Source organism: Thalassotalea euphylliae, assembly GCF_003390335.1.
GTDB classification, from domain to species: Bacteria; Pseudomonadota; Gammaproteobacteria; order Enterobacterales; family Alteromonadaceae; genus Thalassotalea_F; species Thalassotalea_F euphylliae_B.
In genome coordinates, this window is record NZ_QUOU01000001.1 from 248242 (window position 1) to 271502 (window position 23261).

At 46.7% G+C, this 23261-nt stretch carries 19 protein-coding genes; 8 read left to right on the forward strand and 11 right to left on the reverse strand.

Going from position 1 to position 23261, the window contains the following annotated elements; all coding sequences use genetic code 11:
- Nucleotides 1-20: 20 nt before the first annotated feature.
- The 5 genes from DXX93_RS01085 to hutC form a co-directional block, all read right to left on the reverse strand.
- Nucleotides 21-812, reverse strand: coding sequence for a MotA/TolQ/ExbB proton channel family protein (locus tag DXX93_RS01085; RefSeq protein ID WP_181902102.1), 792 nt, complete (start codon nt 810-812; stop codon nt 21-23).
- Nucleotides 813-877: 65 nt separating this feature from the next.
- Complete coding sequence (locus tag DXX93_RS01090; RefSeq protein ID WP_258872557.1) at nt 878-1750, reverse strand: flagellar motor protein MotB; 873 nt, start codon at nt 1748-1750, stop codon at nt 878-880.
- A gap of 351 nt (nt 1751-2101) precedes the next feature.
- Entirely contained in the window at nt 2102-3646 is a 1545-nt protein-coding gene (hutH, locus tag DXX93_RS01095; RefSeq protein WP_116006450.1) for a histidine ammonia-lyase, read from the reverse strand.
- A 124-nt stretch (nt 3647-3770) separates the two neighbouring features.
- Entirely contained in the window at nt 3771-5468 is a 1698-nt protein-coding gene (gene hutU, locus DXX93_RS01100) for a urocanate hydratase (protein WP_116006451.1), read from the reverse strand.
- A gap of 42 nt (nt 5469-5510) precedes the next feature.
- Complete coding sequence (gene hutC / locus DXX93_RS01105) at nt 5511-6218, reverse strand: histidine utilization repressor (protein WP_116006452.1); 708 nt, start codon at nt 6216-6218, stop codon at nt 5511-5513.
- Between the two features lie 243 nt (nt 6219-6461).
- Here hutC and hutI point away from each other — a divergent pair, with 243 nt between their 5' ends.
- Together hutI and DXX93_RS01115 are read left to right on the forward strand one after the other, a co-directional pair.
- The gene (hutI, locus tag DXX93_RS01110) at nt 6462-7691 is read left to right on the forward strand and encodes an imidazolonepropionase (RefSeq protein ID WP_116006453.1); all 1230 of its coding nucleotides are present in this window, start codon (nt 6462-6464) and stop codon (nt 7689-7691) included.
- 95 nt (nt 7692-7786) lie between these two features.
- Nucleotides 7787-10036, forward strand: coding sequence for an EAL domain-containing protein (locus tag DXX93_RS01115; RefSeq protein ID WP_116006454.1), 2250 nt, complete (start codon nt 7787-7789; stop codon nt 10034-10036).
- Between the two features lie 89 nt (nt 10037-10125).
- Here the strand turns inward: DXX93_RS01115 and rraA are convergent, their stop codons facing one another.
- Nucleotides 10126-10611, reverse strand: a complete 486-nt coding sequence (rraA, locus tag DXX93_RS01120) for a ribonuclease E activity regulator RraA (RefSeq protein WP_116006455.1) — start codon at nt 10609-10611, stop codon at nt 10126-10128.
- Between the two features lie 177 nt (nt 10612-10788).
- On the opposite strand from rraA, the gene DXX93_RS01125 reads away from it, so the two are divergent.
- Nucleotides 10789-12786 (forward strand): putative bifunctional diguanylate cyclase/phosphodiesterase, encoded by a 1998-nt coding sequence (locus DXX93_RS01125; protein WP_116006456.1) that lies wholly within the window; start codon nt 10789-10791, stop codon nt 12784-12786.
- Between the two features lie 373 nt (nt 12787-13159).
- A complete protein-coding gene (locus DXX93_RS01130; protein ID WP_116006457.1) occupies nt 13160-15019 on the forward strand; it encodes a methyl-accepting chemotaxis protein in 1860 nt (619 codons plus the stop codon).
- Nucleotides 15020-15049: 30 nt separating this feature from the next.
- Here DXX93_RS01130 and DXX93_RS01135 read toward each other — a convergent pair whose 3' ends face one another.
- From DXX93_RS01135 to priA, 5 genes are all read right to left on the reverse strand, one after another.
- Complete coding sequence (locus DXX93_RS01135; RefSeq protein ID WP_116006458.1) at nt 15050-15454, reverse strand: gamma-butyrobetaine hydroxylase-like domain-containing protein; 405 nt, start codon at nt 15452-15454, stop codon at nt 15050-15052.
- 54 nt (nt 15455-15508) lie between these two features.
- A complete protein-coding gene (gene hslU / locus DXX93_RS01140) occupies nt 15509-16837 on the reverse strand; it encodes an HslU--HslV peptidase ATPase subunit (protein ID WP_116006459.1) in 1329 nt (442 codons plus the stop codon).
- Nucleotides 16838-16852: 15 nt separating this feature from the next.
- Nucleotides 16853-17383, reverse strand: a complete 531-nt coding sequence (gene hslV / locus DXX93_RS01145) for an ATP-dependent protease subunit HslV (protein WP_116006460.1) — start codon at nt 17381-17383, stop codon at nt 16853-16855.
- Nucleotides 17384-17496: 113 nt separating this feature from the next.
- Entirely contained in the window at nt 17497-18045 is a 549-nt protein-coding gene (locus DXX93_RS01150) for an SPOR domain-containing protein (RefSeq protein WP_116009783.1), read from the reverse strand.
- Nucleotides 18046-18135: 90 nt separating this feature from the next.
- Entirely contained in the window at nt 18136-20391 is a 2256-nt protein-coding gene (priA, locus tag DXX93_RS01155) for a primosomal protein N' (protein ID WP_258872558.1), read from the reverse strand.
- Between the two features lie 288 nt (nt 20392-20679).
- On the opposite strand from priA, the gene rpmE reads away from it, so the two are divergent.
- From rpmE to DXX93_RS01175, 4 genes are all read left to right on the forward strand, one after another.
- Nucleotides 20680-20892, forward strand: coding sequence for a 50S ribosomal protein L31 (gene rpmE / locus DXX93_RS01160; protein ID WP_116006461.1), 213 nt, complete (start codon nt 20680-20682; stop codon nt 20890-20892).
- A gap of 218 nt (nt 20893-21110) precedes the next feature.
- Entirely contained in the window at nt 21111-21668 is a 558-nt protein-coding gene (locus DXX93_RS01165) for an RNA polymerase sigma factor (protein WP_258872559.1), read from the forward strand.
- A 2-nt stretch (nt 21669-21670) separates the two neighbouring features.
- Nucleotides 21671-22177, forward strand: coding sequence for a hypothetical protein (locus DXX93_RS01170; RefSeq protein ID WP_116006462.1), 507 nt, complete (start codon nt 21671-21673; stop codon nt 22175-22177).
- A gap of 72 nt (nt 22178-22249) precedes the next feature.
- A complete protein-coding gene (locus DXX93_RS01175) occupies nt 22250-23248 on the forward strand; it encodes a DUF4097 family beta strand repeat-containing protein (RefSeq protein WP_116006463.1) in 999 nt (332 codons plus the stop codon).
- The last annotated feature ends 13 nt before the right edge of the window (nt 23249-23261 follow it).

A 23261-nucleotide genomic window follows, 5' to 3' on the forward strand; every position in this document is an offset into this window, starting at 1 on the left:
CTAGCACAGCTATAACAATGCTAGGCAGCCGTTTCCCTGACGATATCCGCAACGGCTTCTTGCGGGCGGCGCAATTTCTCGTCGATATAGGTTTGCAAGTAATCAAACATTACGCGAGGGTTGTCGCCAGCCATCATTTTTAACACGGCGTCTTTGATCAATGATTGGTGCATTAAAATCTCGTCGCTGCGCTCAGAGAGCTTATTCGCGAGCGGTGTGGTAATGCCGTTGGCAATCAGCGCGCCATAAAGTGTGGTTAACAGTGCTACCGCCATCGCTGGGCCAATAGATTTTGGATCTTCCATGGCAATAAGCATATCAACAAGGCCAATCAATGTGCCTATCATCCCCATTGCTGGCGCAATATCAGAAAACGAGCGCAGTACTTTAATCGATTGCTGATTGCGCTCTTTGGTAAGGTAAATTTCTTTGGTCAGTGCCAGGTTGACTGCTTCTTCCGAATGACCGTCGACCAGCATGGTTTTTGCTTTGGCAAGAAATGGGTCGTCCACATCACTTTCTTCTAATGCTAAAAAGCCTCCTTTACGCGTTTTGTCAGCAAGCTCAATACAATTCTCTATCGTTTCAATGACATTGGTTGTAGTTAACGAGAACGCATGACGTATATTTTGCATTGAACTCAAGAAGGTTTTGGGTCTGTGGCTTAGCATCACTGCGCCAAATGTGCCGACAATCACGATAAATACCGATGGCGCGTTTACATAGGTATCCATTGGCGCATTGGCTAAAAATAGCCCAGAAAAGATAGCGGCAATGATCAGCAATACGCCACCGACAGCACCTAGATCCATAATTTTTCCTTATTTATTTACTGATTAGTTAGTTACAGGTTAATTATTCACGGCAAAGTGAGTGTTTATTGTGGCAGTAAATTAACACGCTCCGTCAGCAGCGGATCACCTTGCCAAATGGCGATTTCCACACGCCGATTTTTACGGCGATTCGCTTTACTTGAATTCGGTACGAGCGGGCGATTGCTGCCATGGCCAGTGACTGAAGTACGGGAAGAGTCAAAAGTGTCAGATCTCGCCATTTGATGGGCAACGGCCAACGCCCGCTGCGCCGATAAATCAAAATTACTGGCGTACATATCGCCAGAAACCCCTAAATTGTCAGTATGACCGGAAACACTGATATGGCCGGGAATATCCTTAATGGTCTCGGCAATTTTCATGACAATTGGTTTAAATTTCGCTTGTAAGTACGGAGAGCCAGAGGCGAAAGCGCCATTCTCTTTGATGCGGATAATGATTTGTTGGCCTAGCGCCTCGGTTTCTAGCGCGCCGTCTTCAATATACTGAGCCAGCTGTTGATTGATGCGTTTAAGTCGCTCTGCCTGTTGTTGCGCCGCTTCATCTTCCGCTTTGCGTTTATCGCCAGAGGCATCGTCTTCCCCTGCGGTGACCTTGAGTGTTTGCTCGGTAGACGAAATGGTGTGCTGGGTTATGGTGTTAATGGGGGATGGTTTGGGTTCACCCGGTGAAAACTCTTGGGCAATAATGCTGGTGCCTTTGGGAATATCATCGAGTTCTATTTGGTTTTGCACCCCAAACGCCATTTTCATTGAACCGGCAATTTGCTTGAATTTGAGCACATCCATCTCTGAATAAGACAGCAGTAGTACAAAAAAGCACATGAGCAGTGACATTAAGTCGGCAAAAGTTGCCATCCAAGCGGGAGAGCCAGAGCGCTCTTCGTCTTGTTGGTGCATTAACTCGGGGATGTCCATGAAGTACTACGTCTTTTCCTAGTAAAGCCTATTCAAGCCTGAGGCGATTAATATAAAGGTAAAATGGCAGAGCTGGCAATACATTAGCACATGAATATGCACTTAAATTCGCGCCTAAATCTGAGTCAGGCTCGCGTGCAATTAAGTCGAGTCAAGGTGAAGCTTTAGTTGACGAGTTTATGCTTGCAGGAGTGTGGCAAGGTATGTTTTTCAATCGTTTAGCGCTTACTAGCACTTTGTTTGATTTAAATGTGCGATAAAAAAGCCGCAAGCCAAAACTTGGCTAACGGCTTTTATTCGAGTAGTAAGCGTCGAGTACTGAATTCGACGTACTAAGCTAATAACTCAAGTTTAGAAACTAGGCAAAATATCTGCTGGGATCAGGTGATTAAAGTCACCTTCCGCAATACAACCAGATGCTTCGGCAATATCTGGTGCGAAGTATCTGTCTTTGTCATAGTAAGGTACGTACTCGCGAATAATAGCTTTCGCCGCTTCAACTTTTTCAGAGCCTTTCAATGGTGTTCTAAAGTCTAAGCCTTGCGCTGCCGCCAATAATTCAACCGCTAACACGCCATTGGTATTTTCTGCCATATCCGCTAGGCGACGACCGGCAAAGGCTGCCATTGATACGTGATCTTCCTGATTAGCCGATGTTGGTAAGCTATCAACCGATGCTGGGTGCGCAAGGGTTTTGTTTTCCGATGCAAGTGCCGCTGATGTTACTTGAGCGATCATAAAGCCAGAGTTCACACCGCCGTTTTCCACTAAAAATGCCGGTAATTTACTCAAGTGGGCATCAATCAACAGTGCCATACGGCGCTCTGATAACGAGCCTATTTCTGCAATCGCTAAGGCTAAGTTATCCGCAGCCATGGCAACAGGCTCAGCGTGGAAGTTACCCGCAGAAATAAAGTCACCTTCGTTGGCAAATACTAGGGGATTGTCGGTAACGCCGTTGGCTTCAACGTGCAGCACTTCTGCCGCTTGGCGAATTTGTGTTAAACACGCGCCCATCACTTGTGGCTGACAGCGCAACGAGTAGGGATCTTGGACTTTTTCACAGTCCATATGTGACTGACCAATCTCAGAGCTTTCACCTAAAATTTCACGATAGGCACGCGCGGCATCGATTTGGCCTTGTTGGCCGCGCACTTGATGAACGCGATCGTCAAATGGCGCACGTGAGCCCATGGCGGCTTCAACTGACATGGCGCCAATGGCCACCCCCGCCGCAAATAAATCTTCTGCGTAGAATAAGCCTTCTAGGGCAAAGGCGGTTGATGCTTGAGTACCGTTTAACAAGGCTAAGCCTTCTTTTGCCGCCAATGTGATCGGCTCCAGACCAGCGATTTTTAATCCTTCTGCCGCGGGAATCACCTCATCTTGGAATGACATTTCGCCTTCGCCAAGCAGTGGCAATACCATGTGAGATAGCGGCGCTAAGTCGCCGGACGCACCCACTGAGCCTTTTTTCGGTACACAAGGGTAAACTTCTGCGTTCAGTAATTGAATCAAGGCTTGGATCACCGGTAAGCGAATACCAGAGAAACCACGTGCCAATGAGTTAATTTTTAGCACCATCATTAAACGCACGGTGGCGTCTTCCATGTATTCACCAAAGCCTGATGAATGGGAAAGTACGATGGATTTTTGTAGCAGTTCGAGTTCTTCTTTTTTAATGCGCGTGCTGGCAAGTAAGCCAAAGCCCGTGTTGATGCCGTAGACAACCTGATCTTTCTCAATCACGTCTTGCACTGCTTGGGCGCTTTGGTTGATGCCGTCAAACGCTGATTCGTCAAGCGCGTATTGAATGCCGTCAAATTTCGCGACGGCGCGCAGTTGTGCCAAGGTCAATTGGCCGGGAATAATGTTTAGTTCAGTAATGGCAGACATTGTCTTACCTCAATTTCTGTAGCAATAATTCTTTAGCAATAAATGTTTTGCTTTAAGTCAAAACAATGCTGGCGGCGCTTTGCAACGTTAATCGCCAGCTTGTTCAAGCTAAAATAAGTTTATATTAAGCGCGAGGCTTGCCATTCGCACCGTCAATCATCGGCAAGTCTAAGCCTTGCTCTTGTGCGCATTGAATCGCAATGTCGTAACCTGCATCAGCATGGCGCATCACCCCTGTGCCTGGGTCATTCCATAGCACGCGGCCTAATCGCGTCGCGGCTTCATCACTGCCGTCAGCAACAATCACCACACCAGCGTGCTGGCTAAAGCCCATGCCCACACCGCCACCGTGGTGTAAGCTTACCCAAGTTGCACCGCCAGAAGTTGACAGTAGGGCATTGAGTAATGGCCAATCAGACACGGCATCTGAGCCGTCTAACATGCTTTCAGTTTCACGGTTTGGTGATGCCACTGAACCAGAATCTAAATGGTCGCGGCCAATAACAATTGGCGCTTTCAACTCGCCATTTTTCACCATTTCGTTAAAGGCAAGTGCCAAACGCGCACGGTCTTTTAAGCCAACCCAACAAATACGCGCTGGCAATCCTTGGAATGCAATACGCTCTTTGGCCATATCTAACCAGTTGTGCAGGTGTGGATTGTCTGGGATAAGCTCTTTCACTTTTTGATCGGTTTTGTAGATATCTTCTGGGTCACCAGAAAGTGCTACCCAACGAAACGGTCCAATACCTTCACAGAATAACGGACGCACATAAGCCGGGACAAAGCCTGGGAAGTCAAATGCGTTGGTGACGCCTTCTTCCAGCGCCATTTGGCGAATGTTGTTGCCGTAATCTGTGGTCGCCGCGCCTGCGGCTTGTAAATCGAGCATGGCTTGTACTTGCACAGCCATTGATTGCTTCGCAGCTTTGACCACAGCGGCTTCGTCTTGTTGACGCATGTTCGCGGCGTGCTCCATTGTCCAACCTTGCGGCAGGTAGCCGTTTAATGGGTCGTGTGCTGAAGTTTGATCCGTCACTACATCTGGGGTAATACCGCGTTTTACCAGCTCAGGGAAAACATCAGCGACATTGCCAAGTAAACCAACAGAAATTGCTTCGCCGTTTGCACAGGCAGTATTAATAATGTCTAGCGCTTCATCTAGGCTGGTTGCTTTTTTGTCGACATAGCGGGTTTTTAAGCGGAAATCGATACGGGATTCATCGCATTCAACCACTAATGCGCTGTAACCCGCCATGGTCGCCGCTAATGGCTGAGCACCACCCATACCACCAAGGCCGCCAGTAAGCACCCACTTACCTTTGGCGTCGCCGCCAAAATGTTGTTTTGCCATCGCGACAAAAGTCTCGTAAGTACCTTGCACTATGCCTTGTGAGCCAATGTAAATCCACGAACCCGCCGTCATTTGGCCGTACATCATCAAGCCTTGCTTGTCTAACTCGTTAAAGTGCTCCCAGTTACCCCAATTTGGCACTAGGTTAGAGTTAGCAATTAATACACGTGGTGCATCGCTGTGAGTGCGAAAGACACCGACAGGCTTACCTGATTGCACTAATAAGGTTTCATCGTCTTCTAAGCGGTCTAGCGTTTCGACAATTTTGTCGTAGCATGCCCAGTTGCGAGCCGCGCGGCCAATACCACCGTAGACAACAAGTGACTGCGGGTGCTCGGCAACTTCATCGTCCAAGTTATTCATTAACATGCGCTTGGCTGCTTCGGTTAGCCAACTTTTCGCGGTAATTTCGCTACCGGTTGCCGCTTTGATTTTGCGGCTTGTGTCGAGTCTAGGATCATTTGACATGGTCTGCTCCTGTAATAGTTTTGTGGCTATCAACGCTTGTGATCAAGAGGTGATAACGATATGGCCACCCATGCGATATTTATCGCCTGGCGACGTTAAAATAGCGAGACTCACCACCCCTTGACGCGCCCATGTGCGGCGTCGCACTTGTAGGCAAGGTTGGTGGTGCTCGATGTGTAACTGCTGGCAAACGTAATCACTTGCCAAAATAGCTTCAATTTCATGCGTTGCTTCGGTGAGCGGGGCAACGGATGAAAGAAATTCGTGTGGTGTCACCTGATTGAAGTCTTGCGCTAAATATTCGGGGGCAAGTGCACTGCTGACATAGCGCTGTTCCAGCTGAATAGGTTGACCATTTTCTAAATGCAGTACTTCCGAATAAAACACTTTATCGCCTGATTGGCAGGCCAATAAAATGGCGACTTCCTCGTCAACACTGATGGATTTCAAGACCAGCTGTTTGGCTTGATATGCATGGCCGCGCGCTTGCACTTCATCGGCAATATTCTTGATTTCTAGCAATGACGATTGCGATTTAAAGGTGGCGACAAATGTGCCTGCACCTTGCGAGCGCACGAGCACGCCTTGCTCAGTGAGTTCTTGCAGTGCACGGCGAGCGGTCATGCGGCTAACGGTAAATTGCTCCGCTAGTTCATTCTCTGACGGCACTTTGGCATGTTGGGGCCACTGACCCGATTCGATTTGTGCAAGAATAAACTGCTTAATTACGCCGAATTTAGGGGTTGCCATGTTTTTGCTGGAGGCCATACAAACTCAATGTGGTGCTAACGGAAAACTAACTTGTATATACAATCTCATGTTTTGCTTAAAATAACAATACTTGTATATACAAGTGTTGTTTCGCTGTGAATGATCAACTATAGTTCGAAAAAAATGATCCGAAAAAACAGTTCGAAAAAACGAGCACGCTGTTGGCTTTAAGCCCTTGAGCTTAGCGCTACCACAGCCATAACTTTTGATAACGAGACATTCATGACAACAAGTCACTGGCAACACTTAATCACCAACGTAAATATGGCAACCATGACCGAGGGCGGCAGCGGTTATGGTGTGATTAATGATGGCGCGCTAGCCATCGCCGATGGGAAAATAGTTTGGCTAGGTAAGCAGGCGGAGCTTCCCCGTTATGACGCCGAGCAAGTTGACGTCACTGATGGCCAAGGCAAGTGGTTAACGCCCGGGCTGATTGATTGTCACACTCACCTTGTCTTTGGTGGCAGTCGCGCGAATGAATTTGAAATGCGATTGCAAGGCAAAAGCTATGAGCAAATTGCCAACGCTGGCGGTGGGATTGTCTCGACGGTAGCCGCCACTCGCGCCGCCTCTCAGGCCGAACTGGTTGCAGCTGCACGGCCGCGTTTAGAGGCGCTCTTTCAGCAAGGGGTCTCAACCGTTGAGATCAAATCTGGTTATGGGTTAGACAGCGAAAACGAGATAAAAATGCTCCGCGCGGCAGGAGAATTAGCGGCAAGTTCACCAGTTAATATTCAACGCACTTTTCTAGGCGCTCATGCACTGCCAACGGAGTATCAAGGCCGGGCTGATGAGTACATTGACTTGGTGTGTAACGACATGCTGCCCGCTGTTGCAGCGCAGGGCTTAGCAGACGCTGTCGATGTCTTTTGTGAAAGTGTAGGCTTTAATTTAGCGCAAACGAAACGCGTGTTTGATGCCGCGAAACAGCACAATTTAGCGATAAAAGTGCATGCCGAGCAGCTATCTAACTTAGGCGCGACCGAGCTTGCAGCGGGTTATCAAGCGTTATCGTCAGATCATGTGGAATTTCTCGATGAAGCTGGTGTCAAGGCCATGGCTAACGCCAATATGACCGCAGTATTACTGCCTGGTGCTTTTTATTTTTTACGCGAAACACAATTACCGCCGATTGAGCTGCTGCGCAAGCACAGGGTCGCCATGGCGGTAGCCACGGATGTTAACCCGGGAACTTCACCATTTTCGTCTTTGCCGCTGATGCTCAATATGGCGTGTACGCTGTTTCGACTAACGCCAGCAGAAGCGCTTGCTGGGGTGACGTGTCATGGCGCGAAAGCGCTTGGCCTCTCTGCGACTAAAGGGCAGCTAGCTGTGGGCTATGATGCCGATATTGCGCTTTGGGACATCGCTCAACCCGCTGAGCTGTGTTATCAGTTTGGTGTCAATCCCTTGTCTGCGTTATTCATTTCAGGTGAAAAAGTCCTTTAGTTGCGCGCCAAGAAAGCGCAGTAATTGACCGCTGTACAAATTTAAGTCGATTGATTAGTCTACACTTATCCTCAAGGTTAAGTGTTTGATGGAAGATGAATTTGTTAAGTGGTCGTTCAGTTTATCATTGGCTCGCAACAAGGCTCATCGCGATTGTTTGGTGTCGGTTTTACAATCGCGCTAATGATGCACGTATTGCTGCTCGTTTTTGTTCACGTATTGCTACTTTGACGGTTGGGCTCGGTGTGGTGAGCTCGCCAGCTGTCGCCAGTCCGCTGGTCAGCTACGCATTGGGCGCACAAGCTTTTACTTTTATCGATTTCAGCATCGCTTTTGTTCTGGGATTGAGCTTACCTATGTTGCTGTTAGTACTGCTGGTTCGGCGTTTGGTGCCGAACCCATGGTGGTACTTTACCGCGTTGATGCTGAGTGCTCTCGGCTTCCTTTACTCGCTAAACTACCTTACGGACAACCAAGCACCAGCCGTATTAAGTTTTGCCATTAGTAGCATTAGTTTGGTGTATTTGTGGTCGTTTAAGAGCACCAATATGCTATTTCTGGACGGCGAAAGTGAGTATTTTGCCCATGTGAAGCTGGGCGAAAAAGTGCTTATATCTGCCAGTATCCTGTATGTGTTGACCATTTGGCTGTTCCCTAGTCTCGATGCTTATATTGGTTGGTTGGCATTTGCTGCCTTAGTGTTATTTACCGGAGCCGTACAAATTGCCATGATGGCAAAAGTTGCGCCAGAGCATGTCATTCGACTTGTCGGGCAATGGCTATTGGTCGGCTTGTTCTGTGGCGTTATCTTCTTCTATTTGCACGCGCAAGTCGCGCTGGAATGGCTTATTACCAGCTTCGTGTTGAGCTTTTGTGGGGCATTGGTCAACTCTAATTGGGAATTAGTGCAGCGTATTTATCAGTTAATTACTGAGCAAAAAGCAGTGAATGAAAAGCAGTTAACCGACGAACAAATTTTTAGCTTTACTCACGACCCCGCCACGAATTTACCTTCTTACCAGCAAGCCATTTTGCGCTTTGAACAGTTGAGTTTTCAAAAGCAGTTAACAGATTTTGCCGTTGTGGTGGTCAAGCCCAAAAATTTTGCTGATGTGAATCGCGTTTTGGGTCATCAAAATTCGGATCTGCTGTTATTGCAGCTAGCTTACTGCCTAAAACGCGAAGTCGCCGACTTGAAGTACTTAATGAATTTTGATTTTTCCGATATCAACGCCAAGTTAGCGCGCCTGCCGAGCTTACATTTTATGTTGGCAATTGATTTGAACAAAATTGAACACAGCAAGGAAATTGTGGTTGACCAACTGTGTCGAAAGCTCGCCAGTGCGGTGCCATCGGCAATGAGCTTTAAGAGTTTTTCGTTGCGCTTTGAATTGGCGTGTGGGGTAGCTTACACCAATGATCACGGCCAAACACTCGCGGAAGTTATTGCACATGCCGGTGATGCGGTCATGGAAGCGCAGCGCAACCAAGTGTTGTGGGCTGAGTTTAATGCCCAGGTGGCCTTGCACAGCGACCAACAGTTACAGCGGATGGAACAATTAAAACTCGATATCGAGCAAGATAAGGTTCATTGGCAACTGCAGCCACAAATTGATGTCGGCAATCACCAGATACGGGGCTTTACCTTAGCGGCCAACTGGCGTTACAACGGCCAAGACTTAGCCTTAACTGAGTTTATTGAAGTGGCAGAGCAAAGCGGCGAGATTTATTCGCTGATGAAAAAAATGATAGTGCAGACGTTTCAGGCCTTGTTTGAATTGCGCAAACTCAATGTCTATCAGCCAATTGGCATCCCTGTGCTTAGTGATAAGTTGTTAGAGCCTGATCTCGCCGAATTTATTGAGCAACAAATTGCCACCTATAACATTTCAGCTAAGTATTTAGTTGTGCAGCTCAGCGAGCCCGTCATGCAAGTTGCCTGTGAGCAAGCCAAGCATCTGATCGATCAGTTGAAAACGCTGGAAGTGGGTATTTGTATTGCGGAGTTTGATGGTAGCTACGAATCACTGCGTTACATTCGTAAATTGTCGGTTGATCAAGTCAATATCAGTTGTCAGCCGTTGTGTTTGGCTGAGGCGGGTAGTGCGGAAAAAGCCATTGTTAATTCACTGGTCAGTTTAGCAAGAACCATGAAACTGGCGTTTATCGGCAGTCATGTGAACAGTCGGCAAGGATTAACGCATTACCGTGCGATGGGGGGGCAAGTTGTTGAAGGTAGCGCGCTCAGCCCGGCAATAAATGTTGGGGAGCTCGCAACATGGACGGAAACTTGGTTTAAACGTTACCCATCGGCACATACGCGCGATAGTGCTGTCGATATATAGCAGCTGTTTAGCACTCAACGCTGCTTAATATCTAGAGCGACCAATCGCCGGAATTCGAACAAGTGGTTAAGACTTTATGTCGGGTGGTATTACTCAATATCTAACGGATCTGGCGATAAAACAACCCCGGTATTATCGGCGTAGATATGATCATCTGGCAAGAAAGTAACACCGGCAAAGTTAATGGCCAAATCGCTTTCGCCAACGTCGCTGTCGGTCGCGCCAACCGGAATAGAGACTAACCCTTGAATACCTAAATCCAGCTCTTCAATTAAGTCTACATCGCGCACGCTGCCGTAACAGACGATACCTTCCCAAGCGTTTTCAACAGCTAACTCAGCGATTTCTATGTCAATTAGGGCGCGTCGCGTTGAGCCGCCGCCATCGATGACAAGCACTTTGCCTTCACCGTCTTGACCCAGTATTTCTCGAATCAAACCGTTGTTTTCAAAGCACTTCACGGTTACCACTTTGCCACCAAATGAATTGCGGCCACCATAGTTGCTAAATATCGGCTCTAACACGTCGATAAGATCGGCATAAATATTACATAACTCTGAAGTGTTATATTCCATAAAGGTCTCTCAAGTGGGGTCACGGCGCTAAGCCTGTATCGCTGTTAGTTTAGTATAGCGAGTTAAGGCGTCCAGTCTCAATTGTTAGTGTCTTGTTTATAATCAGATTGTTGCTTGAAATCAAAGAAAAAACACTATTAAATGAGTAACTAAGTCGTTTTCCTTGCCAAGGCGCTCATGAACGAGCAGTTAGTCGCGAATACATTTTTATACCTGACAAATGCAATTGTCTTTGGCGTACTCGCCTTTCTACTGTGGCAATTTTATCGCGGTTTTGGTAGCCAACATGTTAAGTATTGGCAGTTTAGCCTACAGGCGTTAACTACCAGTCAATTGACCATGACAGTCAAGGCATTTACGGCACTTTCATCACCGACAAGTGTGGTGCAAGTTGTGTTGGAAGGCATATATCAAAGCAGCTATTTTGTCTTTGTTAGCTTGTTTTTAATTGGCCTTTACATCGCCCAAACACAAAAGCCGCTGGCGCGGCGGTATGTGGTTGCGATCGCTGGCGCTAGCTTTGCAACGGCTTGGCTATTTACCTTAGTGTATGCGTTTGCCGATGGCCATGTTTACGATCGCTTCTTTATGCGGGAAACGCTGCCTGAATTTCTCTTCGGTTTGGCCTACATGGGCATGGCATTTTTCAGCTATCGCACGGCACCTGTGCACGTTTCGAGTCGCATCATGCAGGTATCCTTTGTTATCTACGGTTTGCGCTTCTTTGTGTTTTCTATGCTGTCGACTTTTATGGTCGCTGAAGTCTGGTTTAGCCAAGTGATTCGCTTTTTTGCATTTTTTGATATTGGCTCACACGCGGTGATTGGTTTTAGTATGCTGATTTGGATGCAAGGCGCAGAGCGTTCAGCAGCAAATTCAGCAAAGAACAAAGCGCAATACTTAGGCCGACACGACTCCCTAACGGGCTCGTTAAATCGCGAGCAAGTACTTGAAAAAATGCCCGAATTAATGCGCAACGCCAGTAAACATAACAAGCAATTGAGTATTTTCTTACTGGATATTAAACGCTTTAAGTTTATTAACGATACCTACGGCCTGAAAACAGGTGATTACATACTCGGTGAAATTGCCAGAAGGCTAAGAGATAGCTTGTTTCAGCCACAAATTGTTGGCCGTTTAAGCGGTGACTCATTTGTTTACGTGTTCGAATTTGAGCACCGTCAGCAAATTTCACGTGCGTTGAATCATTTACATGAATTAATCGCTCGTCCGTACCAGTATGACGGCCAAGACATTATGTTGCAGTGCAGCGTTGGCTACAGCTTTTATCCCGAGCACGGCGATAGTGCAGAAACCCTGTTACAACTGTCAAATTTGGCCTTGTTCCACGCCGAATCGCGCAATGAGGCAAGCAAACAATACAGTGACGACATGCAAGTGCAAGGGCGACATTTATTAGCGGTGGAAAAAGCGATCAAACTTGCGATGGAGCGCGACGAATTCGAACTTTACTTCCAACCACAGCTCAACCTGCTAACCAACAAGCTTGAAGGGGTCGAGGCGTTAATTCGTTGGAACCACCCCGATGATGGCTTACTGACACCGAACCAGTTTCTGCCTGATGTGGATGCGCTGGCGCTCAACAGTGCGCTTGACAATTACGTGCTGGATAAAGCGTGTCGGGCAATCGCCCGTTGGCATCAAGCGTATCGCCGATGGGTGACGGTGGCCGTCAACATTACCGCGGTTGAGTTTCAAGATCCCAAGCTTGTGCCGAGTATTCAGGCATTGCTGCTGAGGTACGATGTGCCGCCAAATTACTTGGAATTAGAAATCACCGAGAACGTGGTCATGACCGATTTGCAGTCGGCAATGGATACCATAGTTGAGTTGCAAACCATGGGCATTAAAGTGTCGATTGACGACTTTGGCACCGGCTACTCTTCATTAGCGTATTTGCGCAAGCTGCCCATTGACAAGATCAAAATCGATCGCAGTTTTATTAATGAAATGGCCGAAAATGACTCGGATCTCACCATCGTAAAATCTATGGTGCGTTTGTCGCATGGGCTAGGTAAGCGCGTCTTGGCAGAAGGGGTCGAAACACAAACTCAGCTTGATATTCTGCGCACCTTAGACTGTGATGCGGTGCAAGGCTACTTTATTAGCAAGCCGATTAGCGAAGCAGATTTAGTGAAGTACTTCAAACGCTAAGCTAATCCTTGAACGCTAGTTTGTTTTCCATTCCGTTTATTTTGCTATTCACTTTGCTGTAAACATTGTGAATAGCATGCCTTTTTAGCTATTACAGCCATTCATTACCATTTTTGTCACTTGCTTCAAGCAGCATTGTATTAATCATGGCATAGGGAAGCGAAGCTTGATAACGAATCAACTAAGCCTGTTTAACTCTCCATCGGAAATTACAATTCGGTAACACTTTTAGTAAACTTCGAGCAGTAGACAAAATTCAGTCAAATGTAATCTTGCTGTTAGCGTTGCGTTAAATTTTATGTCGACAGTGAGGAAATAAAATACAATAAAATAGTGTCTATTCCATCAAATATTCAATTAGGGGTTGTACTTAATGCTTATTAAGCAAAAGTTGTTGTTAAATACCGCAGTTTCAGTGGTTAGTATGTTGTTTATGCTAGGATTGCTGGCGTTTACCATTTCATCACTTGATAACAGCATTCAAGTGGCACGTCATATTGGCAATGTCGAAAGTGAAATACTGCAACTGCGTCGACACGAAAAAGACTTCTTGGCGAGAAAAGACCTAAAGTACGTCGATAAATACCAAGCGAGCATGACGCAGTTGAAAAGTGAAGTTAGCCAGTTAGCTAAGCAATTTCAATTGTTAGGGTGGGATGCCAGCCAAATTCAGACAATGCAAACTGTGCTAGCGGATTACCAGAGCTCATTTACGACACTGGTCAATACTCAACAGAAGATTGGTTTACACCCTAAAGATGGTCTCTATGGCGCATTGCGTGATGCAGTGCACGATGTTGAAACCTTAATTGGTAAAGATGATTACCAATTATTAAGCGGTATGCTGCAACTGCGTCGTAATGAAAAAGACTTTATGCTGCGCTTGGATGAAAAATATGTCACTCGATTACAAAGTAATGTGACTAAGCTCATCGAGGATGTTAAGGCGAGCGCATTTGATGGCGATAAACAAGCTAATATCACCCGCTTATTAACTTCTTACCAAAACGCATTTTTAAATCTGGCTAATGAACAGGGCAAGTTGGGACTAGATCAAAATAGCGGTATTCAGGGACAAATGCGGAGCACTATTCATCGCGTAGAAGAAATATTAGAGCAATTAGTGACCATTAGCGCCAATGAAGTCGCGCAATATACTGCGTTTGTCGAACGTCTAGCTATTATTGTATTTGTCATTTTGCTGGTGTTAGCCATAGGTTTTACCGCCTATATGATAAAAAGTATCTTGGCCTCTATTAATCGATTGAAAACCACTATGCTGGCCATATCGGAGTCCAATGACTTAACCATTGCGATTGATACCGGTGGTAATGATGAGTTGTCACAAATGGCGAAAGTTTTCGAAACCATGGTGAGCAACTTCCGCAACCTGATTATTGAAGTGAACCAATCAGTGACAACGCTTAATGATGCTACCCAGCAAGTGGCGCAAAACATTAGTGTGACAACACAAGGGGTTGCCTCACAAATTGAAGAAACCGATATGGTGGCAACGGCCGTTACTGAAATGGTGGCGACGGTTGATGAAATTGCCAACAACACGCAAGAGGCGGCGCATAAAGCGGAGGTCACGAATGACAATGCTGCCCATGGTAAGCAAGGGGTTGATCAGACTATTGGTCAGATTGGCTCACTTTCACAAAACCTCGCCGAATCTGAGCAGATCGTTCAAGCATTAGCGCAAGACAGTGAGACGATAGGCTCGGTACTTGATGTTATTCGTGGTATTGCTGAACAAACTAACTTGCTGGCACTGAATGCGGCGATTGAGGCGGCACGCGCTGGTGAGCAAGGGCGTGGCTTCGCGGTTGTTGCTGATGAAGTGAGAACACTGGCGAGCCGAACACAAGACTCTACCCAAGAGATAGAAAGTATTATTTCGGCACTGCAAAACCGCACCCAGCAAATTGTTGCGCATATTGCTGATTGCCGAGAGCAAGGTGATGACAGTTCAACGCAAGCGGATTCCGCTGGCCAAATGCTGGATGAGATCACGCAAGATGTGTCAACTATTATGGAAATGAACACGGCAATTGCAATGGCAATTAAAGAGCAAAGTGCCGTCGCAACCGAAGTGAACAAGCACGTGGTACTCATTCGCGATGTGGCTGAGCAATCAGGACAAATGGCGCAGCAGAATGAGCAGATGAGCCATGAGCTATCGGAACAAGCGCATAAGTTGCAATTAGAGGTGAATCGTTTTACTGTCTAAGTAAGGCGTTTGACGCAGCTTTTACGGTGTTTAAAGCTGCTTAATGTCAATCATGGCATCGCGGCCATGGCCGCTAGCACTGAGTTGCTGACTATACGTTTGCCACAACAAATCGGCTTGCTGGTGGTATAAGGCAAGCTCAGCTTGAGCATAAATCACTTGGTAACCATCATCAAAAATCAGTCGGTAACCATGTTTACCGACTGATTCAATACGGGTGAGCACGACATCTTTTTTATGCGTCGCCAGCGCAGGTGCTTTGCCTTTTGGACTAGCAGCATAAGCACTTGAGGCTTGGCTGCTTTCAAGCACGCGTAAAAATTCATAGTTAAACTGCCAGCGCTCAGTCAGTGCTTGTTCGCCTGATGGCGAGGCAAGCTCAACACTTAACTGCTTTTGCTGTTGATGTAATTGAAATTTTACAATGCTTAACATAGCCAGATGCTTTGCTCGTTTTACCTATACGTGATTACTAGGTGATTAAACCGCTTACAGAATAAAGCGGCTTAAATCTTCGTTTTGTACCACGTCGTTTAACGTATTTTCAACGTAAGCGGTATCAATGACCACTTTCTCACCAGCGCGATCGTTGGCGCTATATGAGATTTCTTCCATTAAGCGCTCCATCATAGTGTGTAATCGGCGCGCACCAATATTTTCTGTGCTTTCGTTGACTTGCCACGCGGCATTAGCAATGGCGGAAATACCGTCTTCGGTGAACTCCACATCCACACCTTCGGTTTTCATCAGGGCGATGTATTGCTCAGTTAATGAAGCATTTGGCTCCGTTAAAATGCGGACAAAGTCTTCCGTGGTCAATGCTTTTAACTCGACGCGAATTGGCAGACGACCTTGCAGCTCTGGAATTAAGTCAGATGGTTTCGCCATTTGGAAAGCACCTGAGGCGATAAACAAGATGTGATCAGTTTTCACCATACCGTGCTTAGTGCTTACTGTTGAACCTTCAACCAGTGGCAGTAAATCGCGTTGTACACCTTCGCGAGAAACGTCTGGGCCTGAGCTGTCGCCACGCTTACAGATTTTGTCGATCTCATCGACGAACACAATACCGTTTTGCTCAACCGCTTCTAGTGCTTTGGTTTTGATATCGTCTTGGTTAACGATTTTCGCGGCTTCTTCTTCCTGTAGCGCTTTGAATGCGTCTTTAATTTTTAGCTTGCGCTTCTTGGTTTTGTCGCCCGACATGTTCTGGAACATGCTTTGCAATTGTGAAGTCATGTCTTCCATACCCGGAGGCGCCATGATTTCGACACCCATTGGCTGTGCGGCGATATCAATTTCAATCTCTTTATCGTCTAGCTTGCCTTCGCGTAATTTCTTGCGGAACACTTGGCGTGTGCTGCTGTTATCGCTGCTTTCTTCGTTGCCAAAGCTGTCGCGAGGATTTGGAATAAGCACATCAAGCACGCGCTCTTCAGCGGCTTCTTCGGCAAGGTGCTTAACGCGCTCCATTTCCTGCTCTTTGGTCATCTTAACGGCCATGTCAGTTAAGTCGCGGATAATGGTTTCCACCTCTTTACCCACATAACCGACTTCGGTGAACTTAGTGGCTTCGACTTTGATAAACGGCGCATTAGCCAGCTTGGCTAAGCGGCGGGCAATTTCAGTTTTACCGACACCCGTTGGGCCGATCATCAAAATGTTTTTGGGGGTAACTTCGCCGCGCAGCTCGTCATTAAGCTGCATACGACGCCAGCGGTTACGCAAAGCAATGGCAACAGCGCGCTTGGCATCGGCTTGGCCAACAATGTGGCTATCTAATTCATGAACAATTTCACGTGGGGTCATATTCGACATAATAATTCCTAATACTTATTCTGCTGTGCCAAGTTCGTCAATGGTGTGATGCTGATTAGTGAAGACACAAATGTCAGCCGCAATAGTGAGCGACTTATCAACGATGTCACGGGCAGATAATTCGGTATTTTGTAGTAACGCAAGTGCCGCGGCTTGGGCAAAGTTACCACCACTACCGATGGCAATTAAGTCATGCTCTGGCTGCACCACATCGCCATTACCGGTAATGATTAATGATGCCGTTTCATCGGCAACCACTAGCATGGCTTCTAATTTGCGTAGCGCGCGATCGCTGCGCCAGTCTTTGGCCAGTTCAACAGCTGATTTGGTCAAGTGGCCTTGGTGCATTTCCAGCTTGCTTTCAAAGCGCTCAAATAACGTGAATGCGTCGGCAGTACCGCCAGCAAAGCCAGCTAATACTTTGTCGTTGTATAGGCGACGCACTTTTTTCGCGTTGCCTTTCATTACTGTGTTACCGAGAGAAACTTGGCCGTCGCCACCGATCGCAACTTTACCGTTGCGTCTAACTGATACAATTGTAGTCACACTACACCTCAAACCTGTGGCTGCTGGTTACCAGCAGCGCGATAAACATGTTTGATAAGATGGGTGTGTTTAGGGAATTTTCAAGTAATGGCGTGTAATTTAACGCGCTGTCGCTAATTCCATAGCCAAATTTGGCAAGTGGTAATGTTATTGCGCTTGAGCTTGTGTTTGTCGGCTTCTGCCAGACGTTTACGCGGGTATGGCCCCAATGCAACCTTGTACCAGATACCATTTTTACCAGCGCTTTCAGACACTTTTGCCACTAAGCCGCTAAAAGCGATTTGTGCTTTCATCGCTTCTGCTTGGCTGCGCTTTCTAAACGAGCCACATTGCATTTTGTAAGGGCCTTTTTCTTCCACTTCGTAGTGACCACCTTCAATTTGCGTTCCTTGCTTGAGTTTGTCGATATACTCCCACTTCTCGGCCGGTGGCTCAGGTAGTTTTTTGGTGGCTTTTACTGCTGGCGCTTTTGGCACTGGGTGAGCGATAGGCTTAACGTCTTTTAAAAACCATAGAAAATAGCCTGCACCAGCAACCGCAAGTATCGTAAATAGGGTGATCAGCTTGACCTTCATTGGCATTCCCGTTGCCTCAGCTTGCTGTTTTTTGTAAGGACTTCTCTTTTTGTTATTAGAGCGAGAAACGTAATCCTGTGGTGCCATAAAAATTCGAAAAATAAAGCGAAGAAAATTGCCGCTATTGTAGCGAAACACGCAGAAAATAAAAGCCTGCAAGCGTGTTAAAAGTTGCGATCACCAACTAAAGTCGAGCGGGTCGACATCCACTGACCAGCGCACTTTATTGGTTAATTCGTGGTTTTCCAAAAAGGCAATCACGCGCAGCATGGCGTGATGCAGTGATTTGCGTTGTTCACTTTGCACAATTAAGTGATAGCGATAGTAGCCCGCTTTTTTCTCCATGGTCGCCGGTATTGGCCCAACGATATTGCAGTGGGTTAAGTTCAGGTGATTCAACGCCATCAACAATTTAGATGGATAGGAAGGGTATTTTGCTTCGGCGCGAATAAGCACTTGATAGCCAAATGGTGGTAATCGCGCAAAGTTACGCTCGGCGAGTGTTTGCTGGGCAAAATGTCGATAGCCATTATTGACCAGATCTTGCAGCAAAGGGTGTTGCGGGTACTGGCTTTGGATCAGTACCTTGCCGGGTTTACTGGCACGCCCGGCGCGCCCTGCTACTTGCACTAACAGTTGCGCCATATGCTCAGCGGCGCGAAAGTCAAAACTGAACAGCGCGCCATCAACATTTAAAATTACCACTAAGGTGACATCAGGAAAATGGTGACCCTTGGCGAGCATTTGCGTACCCACTAAAATATCATGCTCTTTGTTGTGGATGGCTTGCAGCAATTTCGTCAGTTCGCCTTTACGCCGTGTTGAATCGCGATCAATACGCACCACACTGTGGTCGGGGAACCACTCGGCTAAGTGCTGCTCTAATTGCTCTGTGCCTTGGCCAACGGGTGCTAAGCGCGTACTACCGCATTGCTCACACTGATGAATAATACGCTTTTGATTAGCGCAGTGATGGCAAACCAACAGCTGATCTTTTTGATGTAGAGTAAAAGGCTTGTTACAGCGTTGGCAGTCGGCAACCCAGTGGCATTCTTGGCAATTAATCGCTGGCGCATAGCCACGGCGATTTAAAAACACCAGCACTTGCTCTCGTCGCTTTAGCGTATCAGTAATGGCCTGTTTAACCGTTTCACTCACTCCTGCGGTCAAATGTTCTTGATTAACATCCACTAAGCTCATACTGGCTTGCACGCTGTTACCAGCACGCTTGTTTAGTTGGTGATAATGAAACTTGTGTGACAGGGCGTTTTGTAAACTTTCTAAACTCGGCGTGGCACTACCGAGCAAAATGGGAATATTCAGTTGCCGAGCGCGCAAAATAGCCGCATCTCGGCCGTTGTAACGAAAACTGTCTTGTTGTTTTAACGAAGCGTCGTGCTCTTCATCAACAATCACTAACCCCAAATTATGGGCTGGTGTGAAAATAGCTGAGCGCGTACCAATAATAATCGCTGCATGACCGCGATAAGCAGCGCGCCACGTATCAAGGCGCTCTTTGTCGTTAAGTGCTGAGTGGTGCAAATATATCGGCACATTAAAACGGTGTTCAAAACGTGACAAGGTTTGCGGGGTTAAGCCAATTTCCGGCACGATCACCAGCACTTGCTGATCATTGGCTAAGGTTTTCTCCATCACCTGCAAATACACTTCGGTTTTACCACTGCCGGTAATGCCATCGAGCAAATGGCAGCTAAAGCTTTGATGGCTTTGGTTAAGTGCTGATACGACAATGGCCTGCTCTGGCGAGAGCTTGAGGCGGTTATCTTGATTTAAATCGTCTTGATGCCAGCGAAATGGCTCTGGCACAATTTCTTTTTCTTCGATCAGCGCCTTATTTTGCAGGGCGGTGAGCTGTTGTTTTACAAAGCCCAAGGTTCTTAACTCGGGCCAGCTAGTGCCGGTTTGATTGTGGCGGATCACTTGATAAAGCTCCGCTTGTTTTGTTGCGCTTTTGCTAATGCTGTTAAGTGCTTCATCTTCACTTTTAGCGGTTGCAAACCAGCGGGTTTGAAAACTCATATCCGGTGCATCTAGCTGGCGCAATAATATAGGCAAGGCTTGCTGGAATATATCGCCAATGGCATGGTGATAGTATTGGCTTAATGTGGTTAAAAACGTGATTAACGTGGCAGGCAGCGGATACTGCTCGGATACGCGGCTAATAACCGCTTTGATTTTGTCTGCACTTAGTGCCGTGCTGGTGTTTGTGGCTAAGACAACTCCCACCAGCTGACGACCAGCAAACGGCACCACTACACGTTCGCCTACTTGAACCTCTGGCGTATTTAGCGCTGTGGGTAATTCATAGGTGTACAGCTGGCGAGTGGGTACGGGCAGGGCAACGTCAATATAATCAGGCGCATTTGTTGCTGACGTGGTTGCTGTGTCGTGTTTAGCGTGCTTTTCAGACAAGATTGTTTAACAAGGTTGGCTATAATTGCTCTATTGTGACCAGATGAAGGTTAACTGCCAAGTGTCTTTATTTTTTTATCGCAAGACGGGTTCGCATTCGACGAGCTCAGGCAGGAAATGTGCGATAAGCAAAAGTTGTTCAAAAAAATAGCGTTTTTACGTGAATTTGGTTGCAGTTAGCGCAGTGAACCAATATAATTCGCGACCGTTATTTTTAACTAACTCGTATGGTGCTTAGCGGTAATAAAACTGACTAGGTGGCGATACGGCCTAATATAGAGGTTTCCCATGAAAGAAGGTATTCACCCTAATTACGTTGACATCAAAGCAAACTGTTCTTGTGGTAACGTAATCGCTACACGTTCAACAGTAGCTAAAGATTTACACCTAGACGTATGTTCAGAATGTCACCCATTCTACACTGGTAAGCAAAAAGCTGCTGAAACTGGTGGTCGTGTTGACAAATTCAACAAGCGTTTCGGTATGCTTGGTAAGAAGTAAGTTTTACTTACCCTTACAGAAGAAAGCGCCTGATTTGGCGCTTTTTTTATGCCTGAAATTCTCTTTTTCGGCTAAACCTAGGTCTAAAAAAGTTGCGACAACAAGCCCTTAGGTTTTTGGATCAAAAATTAATTCCTGTCTTTTAAACCCTTTTGCGGCATACTGCATCTAACTTACTAAAAGCTAAACAAACAATCTCGAATAAACGGAAGTTTTCATTGGATAGTCATCAAGTTATTGAAGCCAGCAAGCGCTTCACACAAGATGAAGAAGCAAAGCTTATTACGCTGTCAAAAGGTGGTGATCAGCAGGCGTTCTATCAGCTGTATGAAATGCACCACAAAAAGGTGTATGGCTTGTGCTGGCGCATGTTGGCCGATAAAGACAGTGCCGAAGATGTTTGTCAGGAAGTGTTTGTGCAGGTGTGGCAAAAAATTGTCAATTTTCAAGGTAATAGTAAATTTAGTACTTGGTTGCACAGTGTTGCCTCGAACATCGTATTAAGCCACTTGCGCAAGCATAAGAATTGGCTACAGCGTGTCTTTAGTATCGAAGAACAAGTGGTTGAGGAAGTGGGCGAAGAAATGGCCGAAGTCTCAGAGTTAGACAAACACATTATGCGCTTGCCAGAGCGCGCCCGCTTGGTTTTTGTCTTATTCGCCGTCGAAGGCTATCGCCATGAGGAAATCGCTAAAATGCTGAACATGGCAGTCGGTAGCAGCAAGGCGCAATACCACAGAGCAAGAACTTTATTAAAAGAATGGCTGGAGGAATGAACATGAGTGTGTCAGACCAAGAGTTACAGCAGAAAATTCATGATTTATCGAAAGAAGTTGCGCCGCAGCGCGATCTTTGGCCGGGGATTGAGAAAGCGATAAGCGCGCAACAACTAAGCCCGCAGCGTCCCCAAAATCACAAAGGACGCAGTAAGGTTGTGCCTTTTGCTTGGGCTGCCAGCTTAGTCGCCGCGGTATTATTGACCTGGGTTAACGTTGCCCCGCCAGGCATTAGTACCAGTGAGCTCAGTTTAGTCGCGTCACTTAATCAAGAATTCGACCAGCAAAAGCAGTTGATGCTAACCAGCTTTGGCGAGCCTGATTTAAAACAGCTGCCGCCGGAAATGCAAGTTGAGTTGGCAAAACTTGCGCAAGCGCGCAAGAGCATAGCGGCGGCGCTAGACAATGATGAAAACAACACAGATTTACTGAATTTACTGCAATGGACGCAGCAACAAGAGTTGGAACTGTTAAAGCGTTTGTATACGCCCCAGTGGCAAACAATATAGCGGCAAACCGCTTAATAGTAACAACGAATACGTCAGAGTTAACGTAACAGCGTAAAGAATTTAGAGGTAGTTATGAACCGTACAACCTTATTATCATCGGCATTTTCACGTATTGGCCATACGTTCAACGGGTTTGGCTTACCGCTTAGCCTAGTGCTAGGGATGGCAGCCGCTTTTAATGTAACGGCTGGTGAGCGTGTTGATCAATCGCTATCCGCTGAGGGTTTATCGCTGGTGAATGTTGAGAATATGCGCGGCTCAGTCAAGATCATTGGCAGCGATGATGATGAAGTCAGCGTTACTGGTGAGTTGGGTGATCGGGTGGATCGTTTTATTTTCGAAAAAAACGGCAATATGCTGCGCCTTAAAGTGGTGTATCGCTCAACGCGTCGCAGCAATAACAGCGATGGCTCGCACCTTACCTTGACCATGCCAAAATCACTGCGCATGAATTTTGAAGGGGTATCAACGGAAGTTGAAGTGTCTGAACTCGATAGTCATGTTGAAGTCAAAACCGTGAGTGGGGATATCCTTGCTAAACAGCTATCCGACAATATTGAACTCAGTACAGTCAGTGGCGATATCGACAGTTACGATTTAGCGGGCAAAATTCGCCTGTCGACCATTAGCGGTAAAATTGACGACCGCAACTCTTCTGGCCGTTTGCGTTTAAAAGCCGTGAGTGGCGATTTAGAAACCCGCTCGAGTGCGCAGCAAGTGTCGCTGAGTGTCGTTTCAGGAGATATTGAATTTGAACTTGGTGAAGTAGAAGAGTTAGCCATTGCCAGTGTCAGCGGCGATGCGAGCGGCTCACTGACCTTAATGAACCACGGTGAGGTAAAAGTCTCTGGTGTGAGTTCTGATATCGCCTTGGCATTTAACAACGAAGTGAATGCCGACTTTCGACTGCATGCCAGTGCCGGTGGCGACATCATTAACCGCATCACTCAACACAAAGCGCAACGCGCAAAATACGGCCCAAGCTCGAAGCTGTCATTTACCGCAGGTAATGGCACAGGCTCGGTGCGCGGTAATGTGGTTAGCGGTGAAATTAAGGTGACCAACAAGTAGGACTATTCCCTTC

What these genes read in the sequence shown, in the direction of transcription:
- DXX93_RS01085 (WP_181902102.1), bottom strand. Translation starts at nt 812, where the DNA reads ATGGATCTAGGTGCTGTCGGTGGCGTATTGCTGATCATTGCCGCTATC.
- DXX93_RS01090 (WP_258872557.1), bottom strand. Translation starts at nt 1,750, where the DNA reads ATGGACATCCCCGAGTTAATGCACCAACAAGACGAAGAGCGCTCTGGC.
- hutH (WP_116006450.1), bottom strand. Translation starts at nt 3,646, where the DNA reads ATGTCTGCCATTACTGAACTAAACATTATTCCCGGCCAATTGACCTTG.
- hutU (WP_116006451.1), bottom strand. Translation starts at nt 5,468, where the DNA reads ATGTCAAATGATCCTAGACTCGACACAAGCCGCAAAATCAAAGCGGCA.
- hutC (WP_116006452.1), bottom strand. Translation starts at nt 6,218, where the DNA reads ATGGCAACCCCTAAATTCGGCGTAATTAAGCAGTTTATTCTTGCACAA.
- hutI (WP_116006453.1), top strand. Translation starts at nt 6,462, where the DNA reads ATGACAACAAGTCACTGGCAACACTTAATCACCAACGTAAATATGGCA.
- DXX93_RS01115 (WP_116006454.1), top strand. Translation starts at nt 7,787, where the DNA reads ATGAATTTGTTAAGTGGTCGTTCAGTTTATCATTGGCTCGCAACAAGG.
- rraA (WP_116006455.1), bottom strand. Translation starts at nt 10,611, where the DNA reads ATGGAATATAACACTTCAGAGTTATGTAATATTTATGCCGATCTTATC.
- DXX93_RS01125 (WP_116006456.1), top strand. Translation starts at nt 10,789, where the DNA reads ATGAACGAGCAGTTAGTCGCGAATACATTTTTATACCTGACAAATGCA.
- DXX93_RS01130 (WP_116006457.1), top strand. Translation starts at nt 13,160, where the DNA reads ATGCTTATTAAGCAAAAGTTGTTGTTAAATACCGCAGTTTCAGTGGTT.
- DXX93_RS01135 (WP_116006458.1), bottom strand. Translation starts at nt 15,454, where the DNA reads ATGTTAAGCATTGTAAAATTTCAATTACATCAACAGCAAAAGCAGTTA.
- hslU (WP_116006459.1), bottom strand. Translation starts at nt 16,837, where the DNA reads ATGTCGAATATGACCCCACGTGAAATTGTTCATGAATTAGATAGCCAC.
- DXX93_RS01150 (WP_116009783.1), bottom strand. Translation starts at nt 18,045, where the DNA reads ATGGCACCACAGGATTACGTTTCTCGCTCTAATAACAAAAAGAGAAGT.
- rpmE (WP_116006461.1), top strand. Translation starts at nt 20,680, where the DNA reads ATGAAAGAAGGTATTCACCCTAATTACGTTGACATCAAAGCAAACTGT.
- DXX93_RS01170 (WP_116006462.1), top strand. Translation starts at nt 21,671, where the DNA reads ATGAGTGTGTCAGACCAAGAGTTACAGCAGAAAATTCATGATTTATCG.
- DXX93_RS01175 (WP_116006463.1), top strand. Translation starts at nt 22,250, where the DNA reads ATGAACCGTACAACCTTATTATCATCGGCATTTTCACGTATTGGCCAT.